Origin of the sequence: Fuscovulum blasticum DSM 2131, from assembly GCF_003034965.1 — a bacterium.
In the GTDB taxonomy this organism is placed as follows: Bacteria; Pseudomonadota; Alphaproteobacteria; order Rhodobacterales; family Rhodobacteraceae; genus Pseudogemmobacter; species Pseudogemmobacter blasticus.
This window is the reverse complement of the sequence record NZ_PZKE01000006.1, coordinates 12,814-36,781: the sequence shown is the minus strand read 5'-3', so window position 1 is coordinate 36,781 and position 23,968 is coordinate 12,814. Positions and strand designations below refer to the sequence as shown.

The following is a 23,968-nucleotide window of genomic DNA, read 5'->3' as shown; positions in this document are numbered from 1 at the left end:
TGCCGCCCGCAACAGAGGCCGGTCCCTTACGGGGTGACGACCGCAGCGGCTTCGCCGCGGCCGTACTTGGCCGTACCGACGTCAAGCCAGTTGTAGTCGGGCTTGCTGAGCAGGATGAGGTGAATCATCACGGCCAGCAGGAAGAGGAAGACGCCCTGCGCCACGAAGACGCGACGGGGGTCGAACACTTGCCAGATCTTGTAGAATTTGGACATTGCTTGCTCCTCCTCAGAGCCACGGACGCCAGATGTACACGGCGATATGGGCGATGACGGCAATGGTCACGAAGAGCCAGAGCCCGCTCATATACACGGAGTGCAGTTCCTGCGCCTGCTCGTCAGAAAGACCTGTGAAGCTCAGGTCGGATTTATCAGCCATTCTATCCTCCGGATGGTCAGACTGACACCGCATCCCCTGCGGCTGGGTTCACGGTTCGGCAGGATGCCTCCCCGAGTTTCCCCGCACCCCGGATCATCCGGGATACGGCGAGCGATTGCCCCGGCCTTGGGCGCTTCGGCCGGGGAAGATCGAGCTTCTGTCCTGGCTTTCCGGGCCCGGGGCAGAAGGGTTCCGGCCGCTAGGGCCGGAAGATCGCCGGCGTGATCGACCCGGCCTCGCGCCAGGCACGGGCCAGGGGGCCCTGTGCCGGCAGGCGGCGGTCGGCAATCAGCCGGAACACCCAGTTCACGATGGCGATCGGGATCGCGACCACGAAGATCAGGGTGAAATAGATGTAGAACTCGGTTTTCGGCGTGCGTTGCGCATGATGCACGACGGTCTCGCCGGCGGTCTGGTCACTCATGCCGTCCCTCCTTGTCCCTTGCTGGGGCCCCTGCCCGCGGATTCTCCGCGCAGGGCCTCGACTACCTCCAACACCACCCGCTCGGCGCCCTGGTCGAGGGCGGCCTTCTCGGCCGCGTCCCGCAGGGATTTCGCCGCCGAGATGCGGGTCAGAACCGGGTGCTCGGCCACGATCCGGTCCAGCGCGGCCTGGGCGTCGATGTCCCAGGGCATGTCGCGCCGAAGCGTCGTGGGCGTGGCCGCCGCACTGTCCATCTCGGATGCCAGTGGCAGGATGTGGAACAGCGCATCGAACAGGCCGTTACACACTTCCTGCAACATGTACACGGCGCCAGCATATCCCATAACGGGTGTGCCTGTAGCGCGCCGGATAGCCGCACCCGGGAAGCTGGCCGGAATGAAACTGGGCGCAGGACCGTGCCCGCCCTTCATCTCGGCCATGTAGATCTTCTCGTTGATCGACCCCATCACGATCAGCGGCCGGTGCTGCCGCAAAAGCGCCCGAACCTCTTCGTTATTGGTCTTTTGCCCGGCCTTGCGGGCCACGGCAAAGGCGCAGGGGAAGCCAAGATCGTCTTCCAGATAGTGGCGGATGCCCCGGGTATAGGTCTCGTTCGCCACAATGCCGAAGCTGGCGGTGGCAAAGAAATCCTGCGTGACAGAACGCCACAGATCCCACAGCGGCTTCAGCGTCGAATGTTTTTCCCGCTCGATGAACGGTTCGGGGTCCAGCTCCAGCATCTCGCCCAGCTTGCGCAGGAACAGCGTGGTCGATTCCAGCCCGATCGGCGCCTGTAGGTAAGGCTTGCCCAGCACCTCGGCCAGGCCGCGGCCAAACTCGCGATACATCACGACATTGGCGTCGGCGTTCACCAGGTTGCGCATCTCGGCCAGATGGGCGCCCATGGGCATCACCATGTTGACCTCGGCGCCGATGCCTTCCACCAGGCGGCGGATCTCGTGCAGGTCGGACGCCATGTTGAAGGTGCCGTACATCGGCCCCAGGATGTTGACGCGGGGCTTTGCCCCGTCCGGCCGGTCGGCCTCGGGCGGCATCCGGCCCTTGGTCATGCCGAATTCGGTGAAGATCCAGGTCATCGCCCGGTCGGCGCATTGCCACTGGTCTTCGTCGATGGTGCGCGGCAGGAAGCGCTGGATGTTGGTGCCCTGCGGCGTGACGCCGCCGCCGATCATCTCGGCGATGCTGCCGGTGACGACCACCGCCGGCAGCGCCGGGTCCAGCACCTTCCAGGCGCGTTTCATCGCGCCTTCGGTGCCTTCGCGGCCCAGTTCTTCCTCGCCCAGGCCCGTCACCACGATGGGCAGCTCATGCGGCGGCAGCGCATCGGTGTAATGCAGCACGCTGGTCACCGGCAGGTTCTCGCAGCCCACCGGGCCGTCGATCACCACCTGCAATCCCTTGACGGCGCAGAAGGCATAGACTGCCCCCCAGTAGCCGCCGGCGCGATCATGATCCTGCAACAGCATCAGATCATCTCCTGCGCTTTGGCCGCCTTGGCGGCCTTGTCCAGCTTGCGCTGGTGGATCGCGCGGAAATCGGGGCGCAGGTTCGGCGCACCTTCCCAGATGCCGGTCGTATCGCCGGTGCCGACGCCTTCGAAAAAGGCTTTCATTCCGGCCATGCGGGCCTTGCCGGCCATGGCGGCATTCACCACCTGCGCCAGACTGCCGGCCCCGGCCGGCCCCATCAGCGGGCGGGCCGAGATCAGGTTGGTGAAATACAGCGCCGGAATGGCCTTTTCCTTGGCCTTCTGGACCACCGGCGTCGTGCCGATGGCAAGATCGGGCTTGAAGGCCTCCATCGCGGTCAGGTCGTCTTCCAGGCTGGCGCGGTACTTGACCACCACGCCGCGCGCTTCCAGCCAGTCGCGATCCGCCGCGCTCCATTCGGTGCGGCCGCAGGCGGTGCCGACATAGGGCACATCCGCGCCGCTTTCGATCAGCAGCCGGGCCACCAGCAGTTCGCTGCCCTCATACCCCGACAGGGTGATGCGGCCCTTGATCGGCGCATTGGCCAGCGCGGCCTTGATGGCGGCGCCAAAGGCGTTCTGCGCCGCGCCTACCTTTGCTGCATCTACATCATACGCAGCGCCGACGTTTGCCAGCCACTCCATCGTGCCGTCATGGCCCACGGGGGCGCTGCCCACGATGGCACGGCCCGCCGCCTGAAACTCGCGGATCGAGGCGCTGTAGAACGGGTGAATCGCGGCAATCACCTTGCTGTCCAGCGCGGCATAAAGCTCGCGCCAGTCGCGGCAGGGCACCGTCGGCCCCACGGCCAGCCCCATGGGCGCCAGCATCGCGCCGATCATCATCGGATCGGCCGGGAACATCTCGCCCAGCAGGGTGACGGTCGGCCGGTCGCTGCGCCCCGACACAGGCGCCGGCACCGGGCCGGCCATGATTTCATGCCGGGCATATTTCAGCATGGCGCCGGCCAGCACGTCCTTGGCCTCGGCATGGGTGGGCACACCGAACCCCGGCACGTCAATGCCAACGATGCGTACCCCGTTGATTTCATTCGGCAACAGCCGCAGCGGCACGCCGCTGGCGGTCGGCACGCACAGGTTGGTCACCACCACCGCATCATAGCGGTCGGGGTCGGCCAGTTCATGCACCGCGTCGCGGATGTCCTCGAACAGCTTGCCGGTCACCAGCGTTTCGCTGCTGAACGGCACATAGCCGACAGACCGGCGGGCACCGTAGAAATGGCTGATGAAGGACAGGCCGTAAACGCAGCAGGCGCTGCCCGACAGCACCGTCGCCACCCGCCGCATCCGCAGCCCCACCCGCAGGCTCCCGAACGCCGGGCACATGCTTTGCGGCTTGTCATGCGGGCCGGCCGGATAATCCTTGGCGAACTGGTCCAGCAATTCCGAATTGCCCGCCGCACGGGCCGCAGCCTCCAGCGCCGATGCGCCCGCGTGGCAACCCAGGCCATCCGTGCCAAGGGCCGCGTCAGACGCCCCCCCGGTCAGGACGGGGCCTTCGGCCATCACGTCGGTGCGCAGGTCGGTCACTTCCGTACCCCCCGCGTTCCCAGCAGTTTCAGGGCTTCTTCCAGACGTGTCAGGGCGTCGAGATCAAGCATTGTCATACACCACTTCCAGCGAGACCTTCTGGCCCGCGTATTTGCCGCGCATGTCTTCGTCGGTGGCCGGTTCCAGAACGAAATCGGCGCCGGTCGTCTCGGCCGAGAACAGGCCCAGAAGGCCGTCCTGGCTCAACGGGCGGGGGCGCAGCGGCGGGGCGTCGGCTACATTGATCGCCAGCTCCTCGAACAGCGGCCCCCATTGGGTGGCATGGCTGCCGACAATCAGGTAATTCGCCGATTTCCGCCGCAGATCGTCATCGGCGGGAATGCTGGCAAGGATCGGAATCCCCACCGCTTCGGCAAAGGCCTTGGCCTCGCCCGTGCCGTCATCCTTGTTGATCACAAGGCCCGCCACGCCGACATTGCCGCCCAGCTTGCGGAAGTACTCCACCGCCGAGCAGACGTTGTTCGCCACATACAGCGATTGCAGGTCGTTCGAGCCGACCACGATCACCTTCTGCGCCATGTCGCGGGCGATCGGCAGGCCGAAGCCGCCGCAAACCACGTCGCCCAGAAAGTCGAGCAGCACATAGTCGAAATCCCAGTCGTGGAAGCCCAGCTTCTCCAGCGTTTCAAACCCGTGGATAATGCCGCGCCCGCCGCAACCGCGGCCCACTTCCGGCCCGCCAAGCTCCATCGCGTAGACACCGCCGCGCTTGAAGCAGACATCGCCCACCTTCACCTCTTCCCCGGCCAGCTTCTTGCGGGTCGAGGTTTCGATGATCGTCGGGCAGGCCTTGCCGCCGAACAGCAGGCTGGTGGTGTCGGACTTCGGGTCGCAGCCGATCAGCAGCACCCGCTTGCCCATCTCGGCCATCATGTGGCTGAGGTTGGCCAGCGTGAACGACTTGCCGATCCCGCCCTTGCCATAGATCGCAATGATCTGCGTCTTCTTCGACGGCGGGTCTTGCGGGATTTCCAGCGTCGGTTCTTCTGCGGCCTCGGCGCGCAGACGGGCGTCGAAATCCTTGAGGTTCGGTACGTCCAGGGTCATGCGGTGCCACTCCAGTCGAGAATCATCTTCAGGCAGGCCGGGTCGCCAAAGGCGGTCTCATAGGCCTCGGCCGCCTGCGCGGCAGGACGGGTGTGCGTGATCAGCCCCTTGAGCGACAGCGCACCGGATTCGATCAGCGCCCGCGTCGCCACCAAGTCGTCAGGCTGCCATTCGCTGGCAATGCGGATGCGGGCTTCCTTCATGAAGGCCGGCGGGAAGGCAAAGGCCACGGGTTCGGTATAGAACCCGGCCAGCACCACCTCGCCGCCCTTGGCCAGCCGCATGACCAACTGGTCCAGCAGGCCCTTGGCGCCCGAAGCATCATAGATCGCCTTGTAATCGCGGCGCGGATCGTCTTCCGGCGCGATGCAGGCATAGCCCTGCGCGCCCTCGCGGCGGGCGGGGTTCGTGTCCCAGACCGTCGGCGCCGGCGCACCGGCGGCAAGGGTCAGGCGGGCCAGCAAACGGCCCAGCGTGCCATGGCCGACAATCAGGTCGGGCAGCGCGGTGTTGAAGCCGGCCAGCGCATGACGGGCCGTGGCCGCCAGTGCCAGCAGCGCCCCTTCGGCGCCAAGACCGGCGTCGATCCGGGCCACGCGGGATGCCTTGGTCACCAGCCGGCGGCTCGCGCCCCCGAACAGGCCCTTCACATTGTCGGTAAAGCAGTTGGCGCCCGGCACGAACACCCGTTCGCCCACGCGAAAGCCGGTATCGGCGCCGGCTTCCACCACCTCGCCCGCGGCTTCATAGCCGGGAACCAGCGGATAGCCCATGCCCGGGAAGGGCGGCATCGTGCCGGTGTAGAACAGCTTTTCGGTGCCGGTCGAAATGCCGGAATGGGACACCTCGACCACCAGGTCGTCCGGTCCGGGCGTCACCAGCCCAAGGCTTTCAAGCCCCAGCTTGCGCGGTCCCTCAAGGATGACGGCAGTCGTTCTCACGGTGGTTCCCTCTTGGCCCGGGCGGCCCCAAGACTCGGGGAGGCGTCCGGTTTTTGCTTAGGTGTAAGTCTAGCCTTACATTCGTCAGTGTCAAACGGATTGGACATTTTTCTTCACAAACGCGTCAGACGCGCCGCGCCTCGACCACCGAAGTCACAAATGCCCGAAATCCCTTGTGAATTTTCACATCGACATAGCCAAGAGAGGCCAGAATCCCGGCAATTTCCTCGGCCGAGCGGGTGCGACCTGTTTGCATGGCCAGGGTGTAAACCGCCATGTACACATCGGTATGCCGATCCGGGGCCTTCCCCCCGCCCATTGCTTCGGACACGATCAGCCGCCCGCCGGGGGGCAAGGCAACGTGAACGGCACGCAGAAGGCTGGCCACCGTATCGTCGGAATGGTCGAACAGCACGCGGACCAGACTGATCGCATCGGCCCCGCGCGGCAGCGGATCATCGCGGAACGATCCGGGCAGCAAACGCACCCGGTCGGCCATCCCGGCGTCGCGGAACCGCGCCTCGGCGGCGGGCACCACGGCGGGCAGGTCGAACAGCGCCAGCTTCAACTGCGGATAGGCCGCCCCCACCGCGGCCAGAAAGGCCCCGCTGCCGCCGCCCACATCCATCAGCTCGGTGATGCCACGGAAATCAACCAGTTGCAGGGTGTCTTCCGCCACCGGACCCATGCTGTCGGTCATCAGTTGCGAATAGCGTTCGGCCAGACCGGGGTCGGCGGCGGCCCCGGCCCCAAAGACATAGGGCCAGAACTTCGCCAGTTCCGTTTCGGTTTCACCCCGGAAAAAGGCCACCGGATCGGCCAGATCGCGATAGAGCGCCGTATGATGGCGCACCATCGCCTCAAGCCCCGGAACGGCCAGGAACGCCGCCCCGCGCGGTGTCAACTGCCAGCACCCCGCCCGGCGGCGGATCAGCTTCAGCCCGGCGGCGGCGCGGAACAGCACCTCGGCACGGTCGGGCGGCAGGCCGGTCAGCCGTGCCAGCCGCGGGCTGTCGGCCGGGCCCTCGGCCAGGGCCGTCAGCGCGCCGGTGCCCACCAGCGCCATCAGCACCTGGCTTTGCACGAATCCCTGAATCAGGTCGAACAGAGCCCGGCCCTCGGCGCGGGCGACATGCTTCAGCCCCGGCACCTTGACGCTCAGCTTGTGGAACTGTGGCGACAGGGCAAGGCGCACGTCCAGCGGCTGCGCGGTGGCAGGCCCCTGATTCGGCGCCGCGCCCTGGCCCGCCGGCAGCGCGCCCTCGCTCACCTTGCGGCCGTCCGGTGGTGAACGGGCGTCATGCGTTCGGCATAGGCGCGCACCATGCCGGCCAGCATCGCCTCGCCCGGACAGGCCGGGATCGAGGCGATGGCCCCGGACAGAATGTCCTTCAGATGGGCAATCGCCCCGGCCACGCCCATTTCCGTCACAGCATTGGGGCGGCCATGGGCCACGTCCTGCCCGGCGGGCTTGCCGATGGATTCGGGGCTTTCCAGCGCATCCTTCAGATCGTCGGCCACCTGAAAGGCGGCACCGATCCGGTCACCCAGCTCTTCCCAGGCCTCGGGGTCTTGTCCTGCCGCCAGCGCGCCCATGCGCGTGGCCGCGATGAACAGCGCGCCGGTCTTGGCGCGGTGATAGGCGGCCAGATCGACCTTCGGTTCCGATTCCCAGCCCTGTCCGGCACAGATCCCGCCCGGCATTCCGGTGCGCTGCGCCAGTTCCGTCACCAGCCGCAACGCGCGGTCGGGGGCGACACCCCCCGCGCGGGCCAGCACTTCGAAGGCCAGCGTGATCAGGCTGTCGCCCGCCAGAACGGCCAGCGGCTCGCTGTAGGCGCGGTGCAGCGTCGCTTTGCCGCGGCGGATGTCGGCGTCGTCAAAGCAGGGCAGATCGTCGTGAACTAGACTGCCGCAATGGATCAGTTCCAGTGCCACCGCGGCCGCATCCGACAGCGCGGGGCGGTCGTCTCCGCAGGCCAGCGCGACCGACAGGCAGATGGTCGGACGGATGCGCGCACCGCCAGGAGTTACAGCATAATCCAAGGCTTGCGCCAATCTGGCGGGGGCCTCGCCCTGCCCCTGACCCAGCCGGATGGCCGCTGCCATCGCCGCTTCGATCCGCTCGGAAATCCCCATGACCACCTCTCTCAGGCCGCCTCGGCCGAATGGCGCTCACTGTGCACCTGAAGGCCGGAAGTGTAAATCAAAACTTACACACACATGTAATTCGCTATAGACAACACAGCCCCCTTGCCTAGACTCGGGGCCATGGAAAACATCCCTCGCGTCATCATCATCGGCGCCGGATTTGGTGGCCTCGCCGCTGCCCTTTCCGCGCGCTCAAGGGGCTGGAACGTGACCGTCGTCGAGGCGGCCGATGCCCCCGGCGGCAAAGCCCGCACCCTGCGCACCGTGGCAGGCCCGGTTGACACCGGACCCACCGTCCTGACCTTCCGCAACGAATTCGACGAACTGTTCGAACGCTTCGGCGAAAAGCTGGACGATCACGTCCGGCTGGTGCCGCAAACCGTTCTGGCGCGGCATTTCTGGCCCGACGGATCGACGCTCGACCTGTTCGCCGACCCGGACATGACCGAGAAAGCCATCAAGAAGTTCGCCGGTGAGGACGAGGCTTCGGGCTTCCGCAAGTTCTATCAACTCACCTCGGGGCTTTACAAAACCTTCCGCGCCCCCGTCATGCAGTCGTCCAGCCCCGAGATCCCCTCGGTCGCCAAGGCGGCGCTCAAGTCGCCCAAGCTGTGGTCGGCACTGGTGCCCGGCCGCTCGCTTCCCTCGCTGCTGAAGGCGCATTTCAAGGACCCGCGCCTGATCCAGCTTTTCGGACGCTACGCCACCTATGTCGGCGGCCGTCCGCAGAAGACGCCGGCCGTCATGTCGCTGATCTGGCAGGCCGAGGCGAATGGCGTCTGGGGAATCGACGGCGGCATGTCGGCGCTGGCCAAGGCGGTAGCCAAACTGGCCCAACGCAACGGCGTGACGTTCCGCTATGGCACCAAGGCCAGCAAGATCGAACGCGACCCGACCGACAACACCATGTCGGTGACCCTGGAAACGGGCGAGACGCTGACCGGAAAGGCCGTGATCTTCAACGGCGACCCGGCCGCGCTGGCCGAAGGCTACCTTGGCCCGCAGGTCAAGAACGCTGTGCCGCCCAAGGCGGTGGGGCCGCGCAGCCTGTCGGCGCAGGTCTGGGCCTTTGCGGCCACCCCCAAGGGGCCGCTGGCCGCGAAGCTGGGGCATCACAACCTGTTCTTCTCGAAACGCCCCGAGGCCGAGTTCGACCCGCTGCTGTCGGGCAAGCCGCAGGACGACCCGACGCTTTACGTCTGCGCCGAGGATCGCGCCATCGGCAAGCCGCCACGCGCGCTGGAACGGTTCGAAATCATCGTCAACGCCCCGGCTGGGCACGTCGAACCTGATGAGGCCAAGGCATGTGCGCTGAGAACCTTCCCGAAACTGGCCGAGATGGGTCTGACCTTCGACCCGCCGCCGGGCGCGAACATGCTGACCACGCCGACCACGCTGGAAGAGCTGTTCCCGGCCAGCCAGGGGGCGATCTACGGCCGCAGTCCGGAAGGGACATTGGCGGCCTTCGCCAAGCCGCAGGCCCGCAGCCAGTTGAAGGGCCTGTATCTGGCGGGCGGCGGGGCGCATCCGGGGGCGGGGGTGCCGATGGCAACCCGCTCCGGGAAGTTCGCGGCCGACGCGATGGTCTCGGACCTTGGTTCCGTCCGTACGTCGCGCCCGACGGCTACGCCTGGTGGTACCTCGACGGCGTCTCCGACGACGGGCAGCGCGCCGTCTCGGTAATCGCCTTCATCGGCTCGGTGTTCTCGCCCTGGTACGCCTGGGCGGGACGCACCTCGCCGCAGAACCACGTCTGCCTGAACGTGGCAACCTATGGCCCCTCCGGCCGGTTCACCATGACCGACCGGGGGCGTGCCGCGTTGCGGCAGGAAGACCACCGCCTGACCATCGGCCCTTCGTCCATGACCTGGACAGGGCGCGAACTGGTGGTCGAGGTGAACGAGATCGGCGCCTTGCCTAAGGTGGGGCCGGTGCGCGGCACCATCACGTTGACGCCGCAGGCGGTGACCTCGACCGAGGTGCTGCTGACACCGGACGGCCGCCACACCTGGCGGCCCTTCGCCCCGACGGCGCGGATCAAGGTGGACATCTCGCCCGGCCACCGCTGGGAAGGGCACGGCTATTTCGACGCCAATGCCGGCCAGGCCGCGCTGGAGGCCGATTTCAGCTTCTGGACCTGGGGCCGCTTCCCGATGAAGGACCGGGCGCTGTGCTTCTACGACGCCACCCGCCGCGACGGCAGCACGCTGGCGCTGGGGGTCGAGGTTCTGGCCGATGGCACGGTGAACCAGATCGACCCGCCGCCGCTGACCCCGTTCAAACCCTCGGGCTGGCGGGTGCATCGCGAGACCCGCGCCGATCCGGGCTTCACGCCCCGACAGGCCGCCCCGATGCTGGATGCGCCGTTCTATTCCCGCTCACAGGTGACAACGCGGCTGTTCGGCGAGGAAACCACCGGCGTGCATGAGGCGCTGGACCTTGACCGTTTCCGCTCACCCTGGCTGAAACCGATGATCGCCGTGCGCGTGCCCCGCCGGGCGGGGTGGAAACAGGCGGTGTGACCGGAGGAATTGGCGGCGACCATTGTCGCCGCCACCTCGAAACGCCTCCGCTTCGGGCCGGGTGCCCAAAGCACCCGGCCAGCGCCCGCCCCGCCCATGGCGGGCGCTTCTCGCCCGCCGGGACGGGCGCTGGCCTCTGTCACGTCTTGCGGAACCGGTCTTGCCGCGCCGCTGTGCTGCGGGCGGGGAAACGCAATGCGTTTCCTGATCCGCCCGGCCAGATGTGCGCCCCTACCCCTCCAGCGCCGCCGCCATGGCCTCCCACAGCACCTCGACCGGCTCGATCCCGACCGACAGGCGCACGAAGCCTTCGGCCACCGCATCGCCCCAGCGGGCCCGGCGTTCGCCGGCCGTATGGGTGCCGCCAAAGCTGGTGGTCTGCGCGATCAGCGGGCAGCGCGACAGGAACCCCTCGGCCGCCGCCGCATCGGCCAGCTCGAAGCTGATCAGGAACCCGCCATTCACCATCTGCCGCCGCGCCACCGCATAAGAGGCATCGCCCGGCAGGCCCGGGAACCGCAGCCCGGTTACCGCCGGATGCGCGGCCAGCCGTTCGGCAATCACCTGCGCCGAGGCACACATCCGCGACAGCCGCAGTTCCAGCGTCTCAAGCCCGCGATGCACCAGGAACGCCTCGAACGGCCCCGGAATCGCCCCCGCCATCCGCCGCCAGTCGCGCACCCGCGCCATCAGCGCCGCGTCCCGGCCCGCCACATGGCCGAACAGCACGTCCGAATGTCCGGCCGGTGCCTTGGTATCCGCCGCCACCACCAGATCGCAGCCCAGATACAGCGGCCGCTGCAACAGTGGCGTCATCGTGGTGTTGTCGGCAATCACCACGGCCCCCGCCGCCCGCGCCCGCGCGGCCACGGCAGCGATGTCCACCACATCAAGCCCCGGATTGGACGGTGTTTCCAGATAGACCACCGCAACGCCGGTGAAATCCGCCGTCGCATAATCGCGTGTCGGCAACGGGCTGACCGTCACCCCCAGCGGCTTGAGAAACCCCTCTGACAGCACGCGGGTGACGTAATAGCCATCCGAAGGGATCACCAGCCGGTCGCCGGCCTTGAGCGTGGCAAACAGCGCCGCCGCAATGGCCGCCATGCCGCTGGGAAAGCTGACCGTCTCTGCGTCTTCAAGGATCGCAAGCTGCGCCTCGACCGCATCCCAGGTCGGCGTGCCGTTGCGGCCGTAGAAATGCCCGCCCGCCTGAACATGCGGCAGGTGAAAGGTGGCCGATGCCGTGATCGGCGGCACCACCGGATCACCCTGCCGCAAGCCGGCCTTGCGGTGGTGCAGCAGCCGCGCAATCCGCTGATCGGGGGAATCGGTCATGGGCAAACCTCGTTCACAGGCCGAATGTCGCCCGACTGTTCCCCGCCGGGCGCGCGGGCGCAACCCTTAACGGATGCCCCACCCGCCCGCGCAACCTTTTGATTTTGCTCCGCCGATGCCCGCCCTGCCGCGCAACGCTCACTCCAGCCGCGCCGGGAACCCCTCGGCCCGCAGGTCGGTGCCCAGGGCATCTTCCAAAAGCTTGACGATCTGGGTCGATTGCGCGGCCCCGCCATAGACCGCCTTGCCCTTCAGAAAGGTCTGGCTGGTGATCGAGGCCAGATCCAGCGGCACCCCGAATTCGCGGCCAAATCCCATGGCAAAGCCCAGATCCTTCAGCGCCAGATCCATGGTGAAGGCGATGTCGTAGCTGCCGTTCAGGATCAACTGGCCTTCGGTTTCATGCACGAAGCTGGTGCCGGACGAGGCCGCAATCGCCTCCCACGCGGTCTTGAGGTCCAGCCCGCCGCGCTTGGCCAGCATCAGCGCCTCGCCATCGGCAACCAGATGGATGAAGGCCAGCATGTTGGTGATGACCTTGATCACCGCCGCGCTGCCCAAAGGCCCCATGTGGAAGATGCGGCTGCCGATCGCCTGCAAGGCCGGGCGGTGCAGGTCGTAAAGCTCCTGCTCGCCCCCCACCAGCACGGTGATCTCGCCCCGCGCCGCCAGATGCACGCCGCCGGTCACCGGCGCCTCCAGCATCCGCACGCCGCAGGTCCGCGCCAGCCCCGCCAGCCGCAGCACATCGTCACGGCCAAGGGTCGAATTCTCGATCCAGGTCGCGCCGGGTTTCAGGCCGGTCATCAACTCGGCCAGCACCGCCTCGGAAGCTGCCGGGTGCGGCAGACAGGTAAACACATGGTCCACCTGCCCCGCCAGTTCGGCCACCGACCCCGCCACCCCGGCCCCCAGATCGCGGTGCCGGGCGGCCAGCGCCGGGTCGCGGTCATAGACGGTCACGGAATGGCCGGCCCGGATCAGGCTGGCGGCCAGATGCCCGCCCAGATTGCCAAGGCCGACATAGCCGTATCTCACGCCCCCCATCCGACAATGCCCTTCACTTCGCAGAAATCATGGATGCCCCAGTCGGCATATTCGCGGCCATTGCCCGACTGCTTGTAGCCGCCGAAGGGGGCGAAGGTGTCCCAGGCCGGGTAATTCAGGTTCACCGTGCCCGCCCGCAGCCGCCGCGCCACGGCGCGCGCCTCCTCGACCGGGCCGGCGATATAGGCCGCCAGCCCATAGGGCGTGTCATTCGCCATGGTGATCGCCTCATCCAGCGAATCATAGGGCAGGATCGACAGCACCGGCCCGAAGATTTCCTCGCGCGAGATGGTCATGTCATTGGTGACGCCGCCAAAGATGGTGGGCTTCACGAACCAGCCCCGGTTCAGCCCCGCCGGGCGGCCCACGCCGCCCGCAACCAGAACCGCCCCTTCGTCGATGCCGGCCTGGATCAGCCGCTGCACCTTGTCGAACTGCAACCGGCTGATCAGCGGCCCCATCGTGGTGCCTTCGTCCTGCGGATCGCCCACCACCACCGCCTCGGCCGTGGCCCGCGCGATGTCCAGCGCCGCGTCATGCTGGCTGCGGTGCACGAACATCCGGGTCGGCGCGTCGCAGCTTTGGCCCGTATTGCCAAAGCAGCCCTCGACACCACCCCGCACCGCCGCCTCAAGGTCGGCCGTGGGCAGGATGATATTGGCCGACTTGCCACCCAGTTCCTGCGCCACCCGCTTGACCGTGGGTGCCGCCGCCGCCGCCACCGCCGTGCCGGCGCGGGTTGATCCGGTGAAGCTGACCATATCCACCTGCGGATGCGCAGAGAGATGCGCCCCCACCCCCGGGCCGGTGCCGTTCACCAGGTTGAACACCCCCTTCGGCACCCCGGCCTCATGGCAGACTTCCGCGAACAGAACGCCCGACAGTGGCGCAATCTCGCTGGGCTTCAGCACCATGGTGCAGCCCGCGATCAGCGCCGGGGCCACCTTGCAGGCGATCTGGTTCATCGGCCAGTTCCAAGGCGTGATCAGCGCGCAGACGCCGATGCCTTCATGCACGATGCGGGTATCGCCGCGCATGTATTCCCAGGTCATCTCTTCCGCGGCCTTGATGGTGCTTTCGATATGCACCTGGCCCGCCCAGACCTGCGCCTCGCGCGCCCAAGTGATGGGGGCGCCCATCTCGGTGGACATGGCCTGCGCAAAGTCTTCGGCCCGGGCGTTGTAAACCTCGAGAATCCGCTTCACCAGGGCGATCCGTTCGGCCAGCGGCGTGACCGTCCAGCCGTCAAAGGCGGCGCGGGCGGCGGCAATGGCGCGGTCGGCATCGGCCGTATTGCCAAGCGCCACCTCGCAGACAATCTCTTCGGTCGCGGGGTTCTCGACACCGACGCGCTCTTTCGACAAAGGTTCGACCCAGGCGCCGTCGATGTAGAATTTTGTCATGTTCTTCGGGATCATGGCCGCCTCACTTGAAGTAGATGTTGAACCGTTCGCGGATCGCGCGATCTATCTCAGCGTCCACCATGCACCCGGCCTTGGCAAGAATTTCGTTCTTGCGGGCAATGGCCTTGTCCAGAAGCTGCGGCTTGCCCGCCTCGACCCATTCCTTCGGGCTCATCCGGTTGCCAAGGGCGGGATAGACATATTCCGTCTGCATCAGGCGCAGGGTCTGGTCGCTGCCCAGATAATGCCCCGGGCCGCCCAGGCAGACCTCTTTCATCGCCTCGATGCTGGTGGAATCCTCGGTCACGTCAATGCCGCGCACCAGGCGCAGCACCTGCCCCAGAATGTCATCCCCCAGCACAAGGCTTTCCAGGCTGAACCCCAGAAGCGAGGCGTGCATCCCGACCGCCTCATAGCACATGTTCAGCCCGGCAAGGCCGGCCAGCGAATTGGTGATCGCCTGTTCCCAGCCGGCCTGCATGTCGGGCAGCTTGCTGTCGGAAATGCCGCTCGCCGCGCCCCCCGGCAGGTCATAGAAACGGTGCATCTGGGCGCAACCGGCGGTCAGAAGGGCCTGTTCCGCGCTGCCGCCCGACATGGCGCCGGTCCGCAGGTCGCTGACGAAGGGCCAGGTGCCGAAGATGGCCGGGGCGCCGGGGCGGATCGCATTGACATAGACCACGCCCGCCAGACATTCCGCCACCGCCTGCACGATGGCCAGCGCAATCGGCGCGGGCGCGGTGGCCCCCGCCTGCCCGGCTGACAAGAGCAGCATCGGCATCCCGCGGCGGATGCAATCCTCCATCACCTTGCAGGATTCCTCGGCGAACTTCATCGGCGGCACGACAAAGCAGTTCGAGTTGCTGACGAAGGGCCGTTCGCGCCACTTGTCCTCGCCCCCGGCCACCATGTGCAGCATCTCGAAACAGTCGGCCACATGGGCCGGATCGAAGATGCTGGTGCCGACATGTTTCGATGTGCCGGCAAGACAGGCATAAAGGGTGTTGAGATCCATCTCCTTGTTGTCCACCACATCGCGGCAGACCATGGTCCGCTGGTAGAAGTGAACATTGTCAAGGTTCTGCACGATGCGGGCCGCGTCATACAGGTCTTGCGCGGTGCTGTCGCGGTATTCGTTCCGCTCAAGGTCCACCACATGCACCGCCGCCCCGGCGGTGCCGAAATGCACGTTGCTGCCCGACAGGTGCAGGTCGTGCTTGGGGTCGCGGGCGTGCAGGGTGATGTTGCGCCCGGCCTTGGCCAGCATGTCCTCGACCAGCGCGCGGGGAAACCGGATGCGGCCATCGTCGCCCAGAACCGCCCCGGCGCCGGTCAGGATTTCCACCCCGCTCGCGGGCGCGTTCGACAGGCCGATCACCTCAAGCGCCTCCAGCGCCGAGGCGTGGATCTTCGCCACCCCGGCATCATCCAGCGGCTTGTAGCGCCCGCCCGGCATTCCGCCCCGGATCGGCCGCACGTCCTCGGCCAGCGGGGCCGCCCGCATGGCCACCCGTGCCGACCTGCCGCCAGACCGCCGGGACCGTGCCGGTTCGCAGACTTCGCCGATGTCGCTCATCTTGTCCTCTTTCATCTGTCTGCAAAGGTCTCGGGGTTCCGGGGTCAGTGACCCCGGTGCCCCGTCACTGCCGCACCCGTTCGGATTTCGGATCATACATCGGCACAAGGCTGGCCTCGGCCGCATGGCGCCGGCCCGCCACCTCGATCTCATAGGTCGAGGCCAGAACCTCGGCCTCGGACTGCCCCTCGCAGGGCACATAGCCCATGCCGATGGCGCCCCCCAGGAAATGACCATAATTCGCGCTGGTCACCGGCCCGACGATGCGGCCATCGCGCACCACCGCCTCGTTGTGGAACAGCAGCGGCTGCGGGTCTTTCAGCCGGAACTGCAACAGGCGGCGCGTCAGCCCGGCATCCTGCTTGTGCAGCACCGCATCGCGGCCCAGGAAAGCGGGTTTCTTCCGGCTGACGGCAAAGCCAAGCCCCGCCTCCAGCACATGATCCTCATCGGTGATGTCATGGCCCCAGTGGCGATAGGCCTTTTCGATCCGGCAGGAATCCAGCGCGTGCAGGCCGCAAAGTTTCAGCCCCAGCCCCGCCCCCGCCTCGACCAGCGTCTCGAACACATGCGCGGCCTGATCGGCGCTCGGGTAGATCTCCCACCCCAGCTCGCCGACATAGGTCACCCGCTGCGCGCGGGCGATGCCATAGCCGATCTCGATCTCGCGCGCGGTGCCGAAGGGATGCGCAGCGTTGGAAAAATCGTCCGGGCTGACCGCCTGCATCAGTTCGCGCGCCTTGGGGCCCATCACGCACAGCACCGCCTCGGCGGCCGTCACATCGGTGATGGTGGCGAAATCCTCGCCGACATGGGCGCGCAGCCAGGCAAGGTTGCGCTGCAGCGTCGCCCCCGGCACCACCAGCATGTAGGCGCGTTCCGACAGGCGGGTGACGGTCAGGTCAGCCTCGATCCCGCCACGGTCGTTCAGCAGCATGGTATAGACAACGCGACCCTCGGCCACGTCCATCTCGGCCGAACAGACCCGGTTCAGGAAGGCCGTCGCATCGCGCCCCTCAACCCGGATCTTGCCAAAGCTGGTCATGTCGAACAGGCCCACGCCGGTGCGCACCGCCAGATGCTCGGCCTTCTGGTTGTCAAACCAGTTCTGCCGGCCCCAGGAATAACGGTATTCCCGCTCCTGCCCCTCATTGGCAAACCAGTTGGCGCGCTCCCAGCCCGCCACCTCGCCAAAGACCGCGCCGCGCGCCTTCAGATGGTCATGCAGCGGCGACCGCCGCACTCCCCGGCTGGTTTCCACCTGCCGATAGGGGAAATGGTCGGCGTAAAGCAGCCCCAGCGTCTCGGTCACGCGGTCCTTCAGGTAGCGGCGGTTCTTCTGGAACGGCTGGGCGCGGCGGATGTCCACATCCCACAAATCAAAGGGCGGCTCGCCGGTGGTGATCCATTCGGCCAGCGCCATCCCGGCCCCGCCGGACGAGATGATCCCGATCGAGTTGTAGCCCGCCGCCACCCAGTAACCGCCCAGTTCCGGCGCCGGCCCCAGATAATAGCGGTCGTCGGGGGTAAAGCTCTCCGGCCCGTTGAAGAAGGTGTGGATGCCGGTGGTCTGGAACAGCGGCATCCGGTTCATCGCCATTTCCAGGATGGGCGAGAAATGCTCCCAGTCCTCTGGCAGCGTGTCGAACTCGAAATCCTCGCGGATGCCGCCCATGCCCCAGGGTTTCGCCTTGGGTTCGAAGGCGCCGATCATCATCTTGCCGGCGTCCGACTTGTAATAGGCACATTCGTCCACCAGCCGCAGCACCGGCATGTCGCCCAGGCCCGGCACGGGCTCGGTCACCAGATAGAAATGCTCGGCCGCGTGCAGAGGCACCGTCACCCCGTTCTGCGCCGCCAGATCGCGGCCCCACATGCCGCCGCAGTTCACCACCACATCGGCCTCAATATGGCCCGGCCCGTCGGGACCGATGTAATCGACGCCCGTCACCCGGCGGTTGCCGCCCGGCGCGGCGCCTTCGGTGACGCGCGTCACCTTCACCCCTTCGGCAATGGTCGCCCCCGCCATCCGCGCGCCCTTGGCCAGCGCCATGGCGATATTGGCCGGGTCGCATTGCCCGTCATTCGGCAGATGCACGCCCCCCACCACGCCATCGGTGTTCAGCAGCGGATACAGCGCCTTCACCTCCTCTGGGGTGATGCGGTGCACCTCGACCCCGAAGATGCCGGCGATGGTAGCCTGACGCTGGATTTCCTCCATCCGCGCCTCGGTCAGCGCGACCGTCATCGACCCCACCCGCTTCATGCCGGTCGAGACGCCGGTTTCCGCCTCCAGCCGATAGTAAAGCTCGGCCGAGTACTTCGCCAGCCGCGTCATGTTCTGGTTGGCCCGCAACTGCCCGATCAGGCCCGCCGCGTGCCAGGTGGTGCCGCAGGTCAGCCGCTTGCGTTCCAGCAGCACCACATCGGTCCAGCCCGCCTTGGCCAGATGATAGGCCACAGAACAGCCGGACACGCCCCCGCCGATCACCACCGCCCGCGCCTTGTTGGGAATCCCGACCATCATCCTGCCCATTTCATCTGTCTGAAAATATCCCGGGGGTCCGGGGGCTGGCCCCCGGCCCTCGACCCGTCACGCGCGGATGCGCTCGTTCTTCGCGTCCCACAGCGCGCCGTCGCCAGTCACCACCGCCGCCACGCGCTCGCCGAAGATCTCGACCTCCAGCGCCGTGCCGGGCACCGCGGCCTCGGTCGCCACGCAGCCAAGCCCGATGCAGGCCCCGACCCGGTGGCCCCAGCCGGCCGAGGTCAGCTCGCCGACGATCCGGTCGCCCTGCCAGACGGTCGCCATATAGGTCGGGTCATAGGCCCCGGCCTCGATCCGCAGCACGGCAAACTGCTTCTTCGACCCGGCCTGTTTCTCGGCCGCCAGCGCCGCGCGGCCCCGGAACTCGGGCTTTGCCCAGTCGACAAAGCGGCCCAGCCCGCCGGTCAGCACGGTGTAATCGGTGGACAGATCGCCCTTCCACGCCCGATAACCCTTTTCCAGCCGCAGGCTGTCCAGCGCATACATGCCAAAGGGTTTCAGCCCGTGGCCCTGCCCCGCCGCCATCACCGCATCCCAGACCTTGGCGGTGTCGGCCACCTGCGAATGGATTTCCCAGCCCAATTCGCCCGCGAACGACACGCGCATCAGCATGACCTTCGCCCCGGCGATGGTGGCCCATTGCCAGGTCAGCCAGGGCAGCGACAGATCGGCCTCTGCCACCCCGGCCAGCACATCGCGCGCTTTCGGCCCGGTCAGGATCTGGGTGGACCAGCCCTCGGTCTCGTCCCCCAGCGTCAGGCCCGGCTCCAGATGCCGCAACAGCCATTCCCTGTCATGGCTTTGCGCCGTGGCCGCGGTGATCAGCCAGAACTCATCCCCGGCCAGCCGCGCCGCCGACATCTCGGTCACGATGCGGCCCTTGTCATCGGCGAAATAACACAGGCCCAGCCGGCCCACGCCCGGCACCTTGCCGGTGATCTGGCGCGACAGCCAGTCCGCAGCCCCCGGCCCCGCCAGCCGATAGCGCGAAAATCCCGGCAGATCGAGGATTCCCGCCGCATCGCGCACCGCCGCACATTCCTCGGCAATCGCCCCGGCCCAGGGCCCCTGCCGCGCCCAGGTGTGGCTGGCCTTTTCCGACGTGTCGTCGCCCGGCCGCGCATACCACAACGCCCGCTCCCAGCCGTTATAGGCGCCATATTGCGCCCCCAGCGCGGCGGTGCGGTCATGCACTGGCGACAGTTTCTTCATCCGGCCATCGGGCCAGACCCGCCTGGGGTAAAGGATGTCATATTCATGGGCATAGACCTCGATGCCCTTGGTGATGGCATAGTCGCGGTCCTCGAACCCGGTGAACCGGCGCGGGTCGCAGGACCACATGTCCCATTCGGTCGCGCCCTCGGTCACCCATTCGGCCAGCACCTTGCCCGCCCCCCCGGCCTGACAGATGCCGAAGGTGAACACGCAGGCCTCAAAGGCATTGGGCACACCGGGCATCGGCCCGATCAGCGGGTTGCCATCGGGGGTATAGGGGATCGGGCCGTTGATGGTCTTGACCAGCGCCGCCTTTTCCAGCAGCGGCACCCGCCCCATCGCCTCGCCAATCTCGAAGCTCAGCCGGTCCAGATCGTCGGGATAAAGCTGGAAGCTGAAATCCTCGGGGAACGGGTCATCCGGGGTGATCCAATGCGCCTTGGGCTGGCGCTCGTAAGGCCCCAGGTTGAAGCCGCCCTTTTCCTGCCGCAGGTAATAGCTGCTGTCCACATCGCGCAAGAGAGGCAGCTTGTGGCCCACCTCGGCCGACCAGGCGGCCACTTCCGGCACCGTGTCGAACAGCATGTATTGATGGCTCATCGACACCATCGGAATGTCGCGGCCGAACATCCGCCCCACCTCGCGGGCATAATAGCCCGAGGCGTTCACCACATATTCCGCCCGCACCTCGCCCTTCGGCGTCGAGAGGATCCATTCCGCCCCCGTCCAGCGCACCGCCGTCACCGGGCAGAACCGTTCGATCCGCGCGCCCATCTGGCGCGCGCCCTTGGCCAGCGCCTGCGTCAGTTGCGCGGGGTCGATGTCGCCGTCATAGGGATCATACAGCGCGCCGGTCAGGTCATGCGTTTCAAGGAAGGGATAGACCTTCCTCATCTCATCCGGGCCCATGATCGCCAGATCCATGCCCTGATAGCGCCCCATCCCGACGACGCGCTTGAATTCCAGCAGCCGGTCGGCGGTATGGCCGATCCGCAGCGATCCGGTGACATGGTAGTTCATCGGATAATCCACCGCCGCGCCCAGGCCACGGTAAAGCTGGGCCGAATAGCGCTGCATGTTCATGATCGACCAGCTTGCCGAAAACGTCGGCACATTGCCCGCCGCGTGCCATGTGGACCCGGCGGTCAGCTCGTTCTTTTCCAGAAGGATCGCATCCTGCCAGCCCGCCTTGGCCAGATGATACAGCGCCGAGACGCCGACCGCCCCGCCGCCAATGATCGCCACCCGCGCGCTTGCAAATTCCGCCATGCGGTCCTCCCTTGCTCAAATGAACAATAGCGATGAAATCTTCCCGCTTTCAATTCGGCTGAAGCCCACCTATTGATCGGATAATCCGATCAGGGCTTCATCTTGGTCCAAATACCCCGGGGTCCGGGGCAGCGCCCCGGCCCGCCCCCCAATCGCAACGGTAACCGGATGCAGATCGACCTTATCGACACCTTCCTCGACCTGATCGAAACCAAGAGCTTCAACCGCACCGCCGACCGCATGGGGGTGACGCAATCCACCGTCTCGGCGCGGGTCAAGGCGCTGGAACAGGCGCTGGAAGCCCGGTTGTTCCAGCGGTCGCGCTCGGGCACCGACCTGACGACCGAAGGGCTGCGGTTCGAAACCCATGCGCGGATGCTGCGGCAGGAATGGACCGCCGCCCGCCGCGCCGTTTCCCCCTCGGGCGAGGCGGCGCTGACCCTGCGGATGGGCATCCAGAACGACCTGACCTCGGCCCATCTCGGCCCGCTGGTGGCCGAATTTCGCCGCACCCTGCCGCAGACCGCCTTCTACATCGAGCCGGATTATTCGGCGCAGATGTGTCTGGATCTGGTCTCGGGCGCGCTGGATTTCGCGCTGCTCTACACGCCGAAACCGCACCCGGACCTGTATTTCCAGACCGTGGGCGAACTGGCCTACCGCATGGTCAGTTCCGACACCGCCCATCTGGCCGGCGTCACACCCGACCGGACGGTCTTTGCCCATTTCTCGCCCGCCTTCGAACGCGCGCATCGCGAAGCCCTGCCGCACCTGTCCGAGGCGCCGCTGTCGGTCGGCCAGACTGCCGCCGTCGTGTCGCTGCTCGAAGCCATGGGCGGCGCGGGCTATGTGCTGGACCCGGCCGCGCGCGCCATGGTGGCCGGCGGGCGCTTCCGGCTGGTGGAAGATGCGCCTGTGCTGGCCCAGCCGGTGTATGCCGCGATGCACCTGCGCAACCGCACCGCCCGGCTGCACCGCCGCCTGACGCGGATCGTCTCGCGCCAGTTGGGCTTCAAAGGCTGAGCACGACACGATGCCCCGGCGGGTGGCACAGCCGGACAAAGGTGATCGGGCCGGACAACCCTTGGGTCAACCGTTCGATCACCATCAGCGGCGTGCCTTCGGCGATCTCCAGCGCCCTCGCCTCGGCCGGCCCTGCGGCCTCGGCGGCAAAGCTCATGTCGCCAGAAACGAAGGGCAGGTTCGCCACCAGCCATTCATTGGCCGACACCGTGCCGAAATCGGGCACCGGGTCTGGCAGCGCGGCAAGGTTCAGCCAGCGCGTTTCATGGGCGAAGGGCTGCCCGTCCGCCCGATGCAGCGTTTCCAGCCAGACGGCGGGGCTGCCCGCGGCCAGCCCCATCCGCGCCGCAGCGCCCGCCGGCAACGCCACAACCTGCTGCGCCAGCACGACATGCGAATAGACCTGTCCCCGCGCCTCGACCTCGCGCCGGATCACCGGAATGTCGAGACGCGCCTTGCGCACCGGCAGGGCGGCCACCCGCGTGCCCGCGCGCTTGCGCCGCTCGACCACCCCCGCCTCGGCCAGCGCCTGAAGCGCGCGGTTCACGGTGGCCCGGGCCACGCCATAGTCATGGGCCAGTTGTTCCTCGCCGGGAACAAGGCCGCCGGGCGGCCATTCCCGCGCCCGGATGCGGGCCAGAAGGTCGGCCCGCAGCTCTTCCCAGCCGCGAATCATGCCCGCGCCTTCAGCGCGGCCAGCGTGCTGCGGAAACGGCGGGTAACACCGTCGCGCGACACATGCCGCCCGTCGCGCACCAGCGGCCGCCCCGCCGACCACAGCCGGTTCACCAGCCCCGCTGTTCCGCAGAAGGCAAAGGCATCCAGCACCTCATCGCCCTGCCGGCCGTAAAGCACGGTCGCCTCCATGTCGGGCGCCAGAAGGTCGGCCCAGGCCCCCACGGCAATCGCCCCGGCCCCGCGCCCTGCCGCCTGCGCGCCCCCCCGCGCCGCCTCTTGCCACAAGACGCGCCCGACAGACAGTCCGGGCTCGGCCAGAACCGCCCGCGCCCGGTCGCGCAGACGTTGCGAATACTCCAGCACCCGCAATTCCTCGGCCAGCGAAATCAGGACGTTGCTGTCCGATCCCACCCCCCAAGCCCCGCCCGCCGCCCGCCAGCCGGTGGCCGGGAAGATGCCGTCGCCAAGGTTTGCCTCGGTGATCGGACACAGGCCAGCCACGGCGCCACTGGTCGCAAGGCGGGTGGTCTCGCCCTCGGTCATCTGGGTGCAGTGGATCAGGCACCAGCGCCCGTCCAGCGGCAGGTTTGCCAGCGCCCATTCCACCGGCCGCGCACCCGTTGCCGCCAGCACCTCGTCCACCTCGGCCTGCTGTTCGGCCAGATGCATGTGCAGCGGGCCGGCGGTCATGCCGGGCACCCGCGCCAGCGTCTCGGGGGTGACGGCCCGCAGCGAATGGGGGGCCACGCCCAGAACCGTATCGCCGGGCAGCACCTTCAACAGCCCCTCGGCCGCCGCCATCAGCGCCGCGAATCCGTCAGGATCATTGCCGAACCGCCGCTGTCCCGGCCCCAGCGCACGCCCGTCACAGCCGCCGCGCTCATAGATCACCGGCAGAAGCGTCAGCCCCAGCCCGGTCTCGGCCGCCGCCGCCGCAATGCGCCCGGCCATCTCGGCCCGGTCGGCATAGGGCGTGCCGTCCGGCGCGTGGTGCAGGTAGTGGAACTCGGCCACCGAGGCGAAGCCCGCCTCCGCCATCTCGACCATCACCTGCGCGGCAATCGCCTGCACGTCTTCGGGCGTCAGCCGATCCAGAAAGCGATACATCAGCGCGCGCCAGGTCCAGAAACTGTCCTGCCCGGCGCTGCGCGCCTCGGTCATGCCGGCCATGGCACGCTGGAACGTGTGGGAATGAAGGTTTGCCGGCGCAGGCAGCAGGCAGGCCACACGTTCGCCCTGCGGCGCGGCGCCGGGCAGCACCTCGGCAATCCGCCCGCCCTCGACCCGCACCCGCACATCGCGCGCCCAGCCTTCGGGAAGCAACGCCTGATCGGCATGAAGCAGCAT

At 67.4% G+C, this 23,968-nt stretch carries 20 protein-coding genes; 3 read left to right on the top strand and 17 right to left on the bottom strand.

Features of this window, described 5'->3' with window-relative positions; all coding sequences use genetic code 11:
- Positions 1 to 26: 26 nt before the first annotated feature.
- The 9 genes from pufA to C5F44_RS07700 all read right to left on the bottom strand — a co-directional run bounded on the left by pufA (position 27) and on the right by C5F44_RS07700 (position 7,990).
- Positions 27 to 215, bottom strand: coding sequence for a light-harvesting antenna LH1, alpha subunit (gene pufA / locus C5F44_RS07740; protein WP_107672948.1), 189 nt, complete (start codon positions 213 to 215; stop codon positions 27 to 29).
- Positions 216 to 228: 13 nt separating this feature from the next.
- On the bottom strand, positions 229 to 378 hold the full coding sequence (gene pufB / locus C5F44_RS07735; protein ID WP_107673115.1) for a light-harvesting antenna LH1, beta subunit: 150 nt from the start codon (positions 376 to 378) through the stop codon (positions 229 to 231).
- A 199-nt stretch (positions 379 to 577) separates the two neighbouring features.
- Complete coding sequence (gene pufQ, locus C5F44_RS07730) at positions 578 to 802, bottom strand: cytochrome PufQ (protein WP_107672947.1); 225 nt, start codon at positions 800 to 802, stop codon at positions 578 to 580.
- Positions 799 to 2,289, bottom strand: a complete 1,491-nt coding sequence (gene bchZ / locus C5F44_RS07725) for a chlorophyllide a reductase subunit Z (protein ID WP_107672946.1) — start codon at positions 2,287 to 2,289, stop codon at positions 799 to 801. The genes pufQ and bchZ overlap by 4 nt, the downstream gene beginning before the upstream one ends.
- Positions 2,289 to 3,818 carry a chlorophyllide a reductase subunit Y gene (bchY, locus tag C5F44_RS07720; RefSeq protein ID WP_107673114.1) on the bottom strand — a complete coding sequence of 510 codons (1,530 nt, stop codon included), beginning with the start codon at positions 3,816 to 3,818 and terminating at the stop codon, positions 2,289 to 2,291. Before bchY ends, bchZ begins: the two co-directional genes overlap by 1 nt.
- Before the next feature lie 87 nt (positions 3,819 to 3,905).
- Positions 3,906 to 4,910, bottom strand: a complete 1,005-nt coding sequence (locus C5F44_RS07715) for a chlorophyllide a reductase iron protein subunit X (RefSeq protein WP_107672945.1) — start codon at positions 4,908 to 4,910, stop codon at positions 3,906 to 3,908.
- The gene (gene bchC / locus C5F44_RS07710) at positions 4,907 to 5,851 is read right to left on the bottom strand and encodes a chlorophyll synthesis pathway protein BchC (RefSeq protein WP_107672944.1); all 945 of its coding nucleotides are present in this window, start codon (positions 5,849 to 5,851) and stop codon (positions 4,907 to 4,909) included. Before bchC ends, C5F44_RS07715 begins: the two co-directional genes overlap by 4 nt.
- Before the next feature lie 124 nt (positions 5,852 to 5,975).
- Positions 5,976 to 7,121, bottom strand: a complete 1,146-nt coding sequence (locus tag C5F44_RS07705; RefSeq protein ID WP_235822568.1) for an acetylserotonin O-methyltransferase — start codon at positions 7,119 to 7,121, stop codon at positions 5,976 to 5,978.
- A complete protein-coding gene (locus C5F44_RS07700; RefSeq protein WP_164681846.1) occupies positions 7,118 to 7,990 on the bottom strand; it encodes a polyprenyl synthetase family protein in 873 nt (290 codons plus the stop codon). Before C5F44_RS07700 ends, C5F44_RS07705 begins: the two co-directional genes overlap by 4 nt.
- 132 nt (positions 7,991 to 8,122) lie before the next feature.
- Between C5F44_RS07700 and crtD the strand changes: the two genes are divergently transcribed.
- Together crtD and crtC are read left to right on the top strand one after the other, a co-directional pair.
- A complete protein-coding gene (gene crtD / locus C5F44_RS07695; RefSeq protein WP_107672943.1) occupies positions 8,123 to 9,685 on the top strand; it encodes a 1-hydroxycarotenoid 3,4-desaturase CrtD in 1,563 nt (520 codons plus the stop codon).
- Between the two features lie 17 nt (positions 9,686 to 9,702).
- The gene (crtC, locus tag C5F44_RS07690; protein ID WP_328588478.1) at positions 9,703 to 10,524 is read left to right on the top strand and encodes a carotenoid 1,2-hydratase; all 822 of its coding nucleotides are present in this window, start codon (positions 9,703 to 9,705) and stop codon (positions 10,522 to 10,524) included.
- 231 nt (positions 10,525 to 10,755) lie between these two features.
- On the opposite strand, the gene C5F44_RS07685 is transcribed toward crtC, so the two are convergent.
- From C5F44_RS07685 to C5F44_RS07660, 6 genes are all read right to left on the bottom strand, one after another.
- Complete coding sequence (locus C5F44_RS07685) at positions 10,756 to 11,862, bottom strand: cystathionine gamma-lyase (protein WP_107672942.1); 1,107 nt, start codon at positions 11,860 to 11,862, stop codon at positions 10,756 to 10,758.
- A 138-nt stretch (positions 11,863 to 12,000) separates the two neighbouring features.
- Positions 12,001 to 12,909 carry an NAD(P)-dependent oxidoreductase gene (locus C5F44_RS07680; protein ID WP_181318216.1) on the bottom strand — a complete coding sequence of 303 codons (909 nt, stop codon included), beginning with the start codon at positions 12,907 to 12,909 and terminating at the stop codon, positions 12,001 to 12,003.
- Positions 12,897 to 14,327 carry an aldehyde dehydrogenase family protein gene (locus C5F44_RS07675; RefSeq protein WP_107672941.1) on the bottom strand — a complete coding sequence of 477 codons (1,431 nt, stop codon included), beginning with the start codon at positions 14,325 to 14,327 and terminating at the stop codon, positions 12,897 to 12,899. The genes C5F44_RS07680 and C5F44_RS07675 overlap by 13 nt, the downstream gene beginning before the upstream one ends.
- A gap of 7 nt (positions 14,328 to 14,334) precedes the next feature.
- A complete protein-coding gene (locus C5F44_RS07670; protein ID WP_107673109.1) occupies positions 14,335 to 15,888 on the bottom strand; it encodes a trimethylamine methyltransferase family protein in 1,554 nt (517 codons plus the stop codon).
- Positions 15,889 to 15,952: 64 nt separating this feature from the next.
- The gene (locus tag C5F44_RS07665) at positions 15,953 to 18,412 is read right to left on the bottom strand and encodes a GcvT family protein (protein ID WP_219908669.1); all 2,460 of its coding nucleotides are present in this window, start codon (positions 18,410 to 18,412) and stop codon (positions 15,953 to 15,955) included.
- A 69-nt stretch (positions 18,413 to 18,481) separates the two neighbouring features.
- Positions 18,482 to 20,920, bottom strand: coding sequence for a GcvT family protein (locus C5F44_RS07660; RefSeq protein ID WP_107672939.1), 2,439 nt, complete (start codon positions 20,918 to 20,920; stop codon positions 18,482 to 18,484).
- A 168-nt stretch (positions 20,921 to 21,088) separates the two neighbouring features.
- On the opposite strand from C5F44_RS07660, the gene C5F44_RS07655 reads away from it, so the two are divergent.
- On the top strand, positions 21,089 to 21,943 hold the full coding sequence (locus C5F44_RS07655; protein WP_107672938.1) for a LysR family transcriptional regulator: 855 nt from the start codon (positions 21,089 to 21,091) through the stop codon (positions 21,941 to 21,943).
- On the opposite strand, the gene C5F44_RS07650 is transcribed toward C5F44_RS07655, so the two are convergent.
- Both C5F44_RS07650 and C5F44_RS07645 read right to left on the bottom strand, forming a co-directional pair.
- Positions 21,933 to 22,619: a GntR family transcriptional regulator gene (locus C5F44_RS07650; RefSeq protein WP_107672937.1), complete on the bottom strand. Its 687-nt coding sequence runs from the start codon at positions 22,617 to 22,619 to the stop codon at positions 21,933 to 21,935. The genes C5F44_RS07655 and C5F44_RS07650 overlap by 11 nt on opposite strands.
- Positions 22,616 to 23,968 carry a formimidoylglutamate deiminase gene (locus C5F44_RS07645; protein ID WP_107672936.1) on the bottom strand — a complete coding sequence of 451 codons (1,353 nt, stop codon included), beginning with the start codon at positions 23,966 to 23,968 and terminating at the stop codon, positions 22,616 to 22,618. The genes C5F44_RS07650 and C5F44_RS07645 overlap by 4 nt, the downstream gene beginning before the upstream one ends.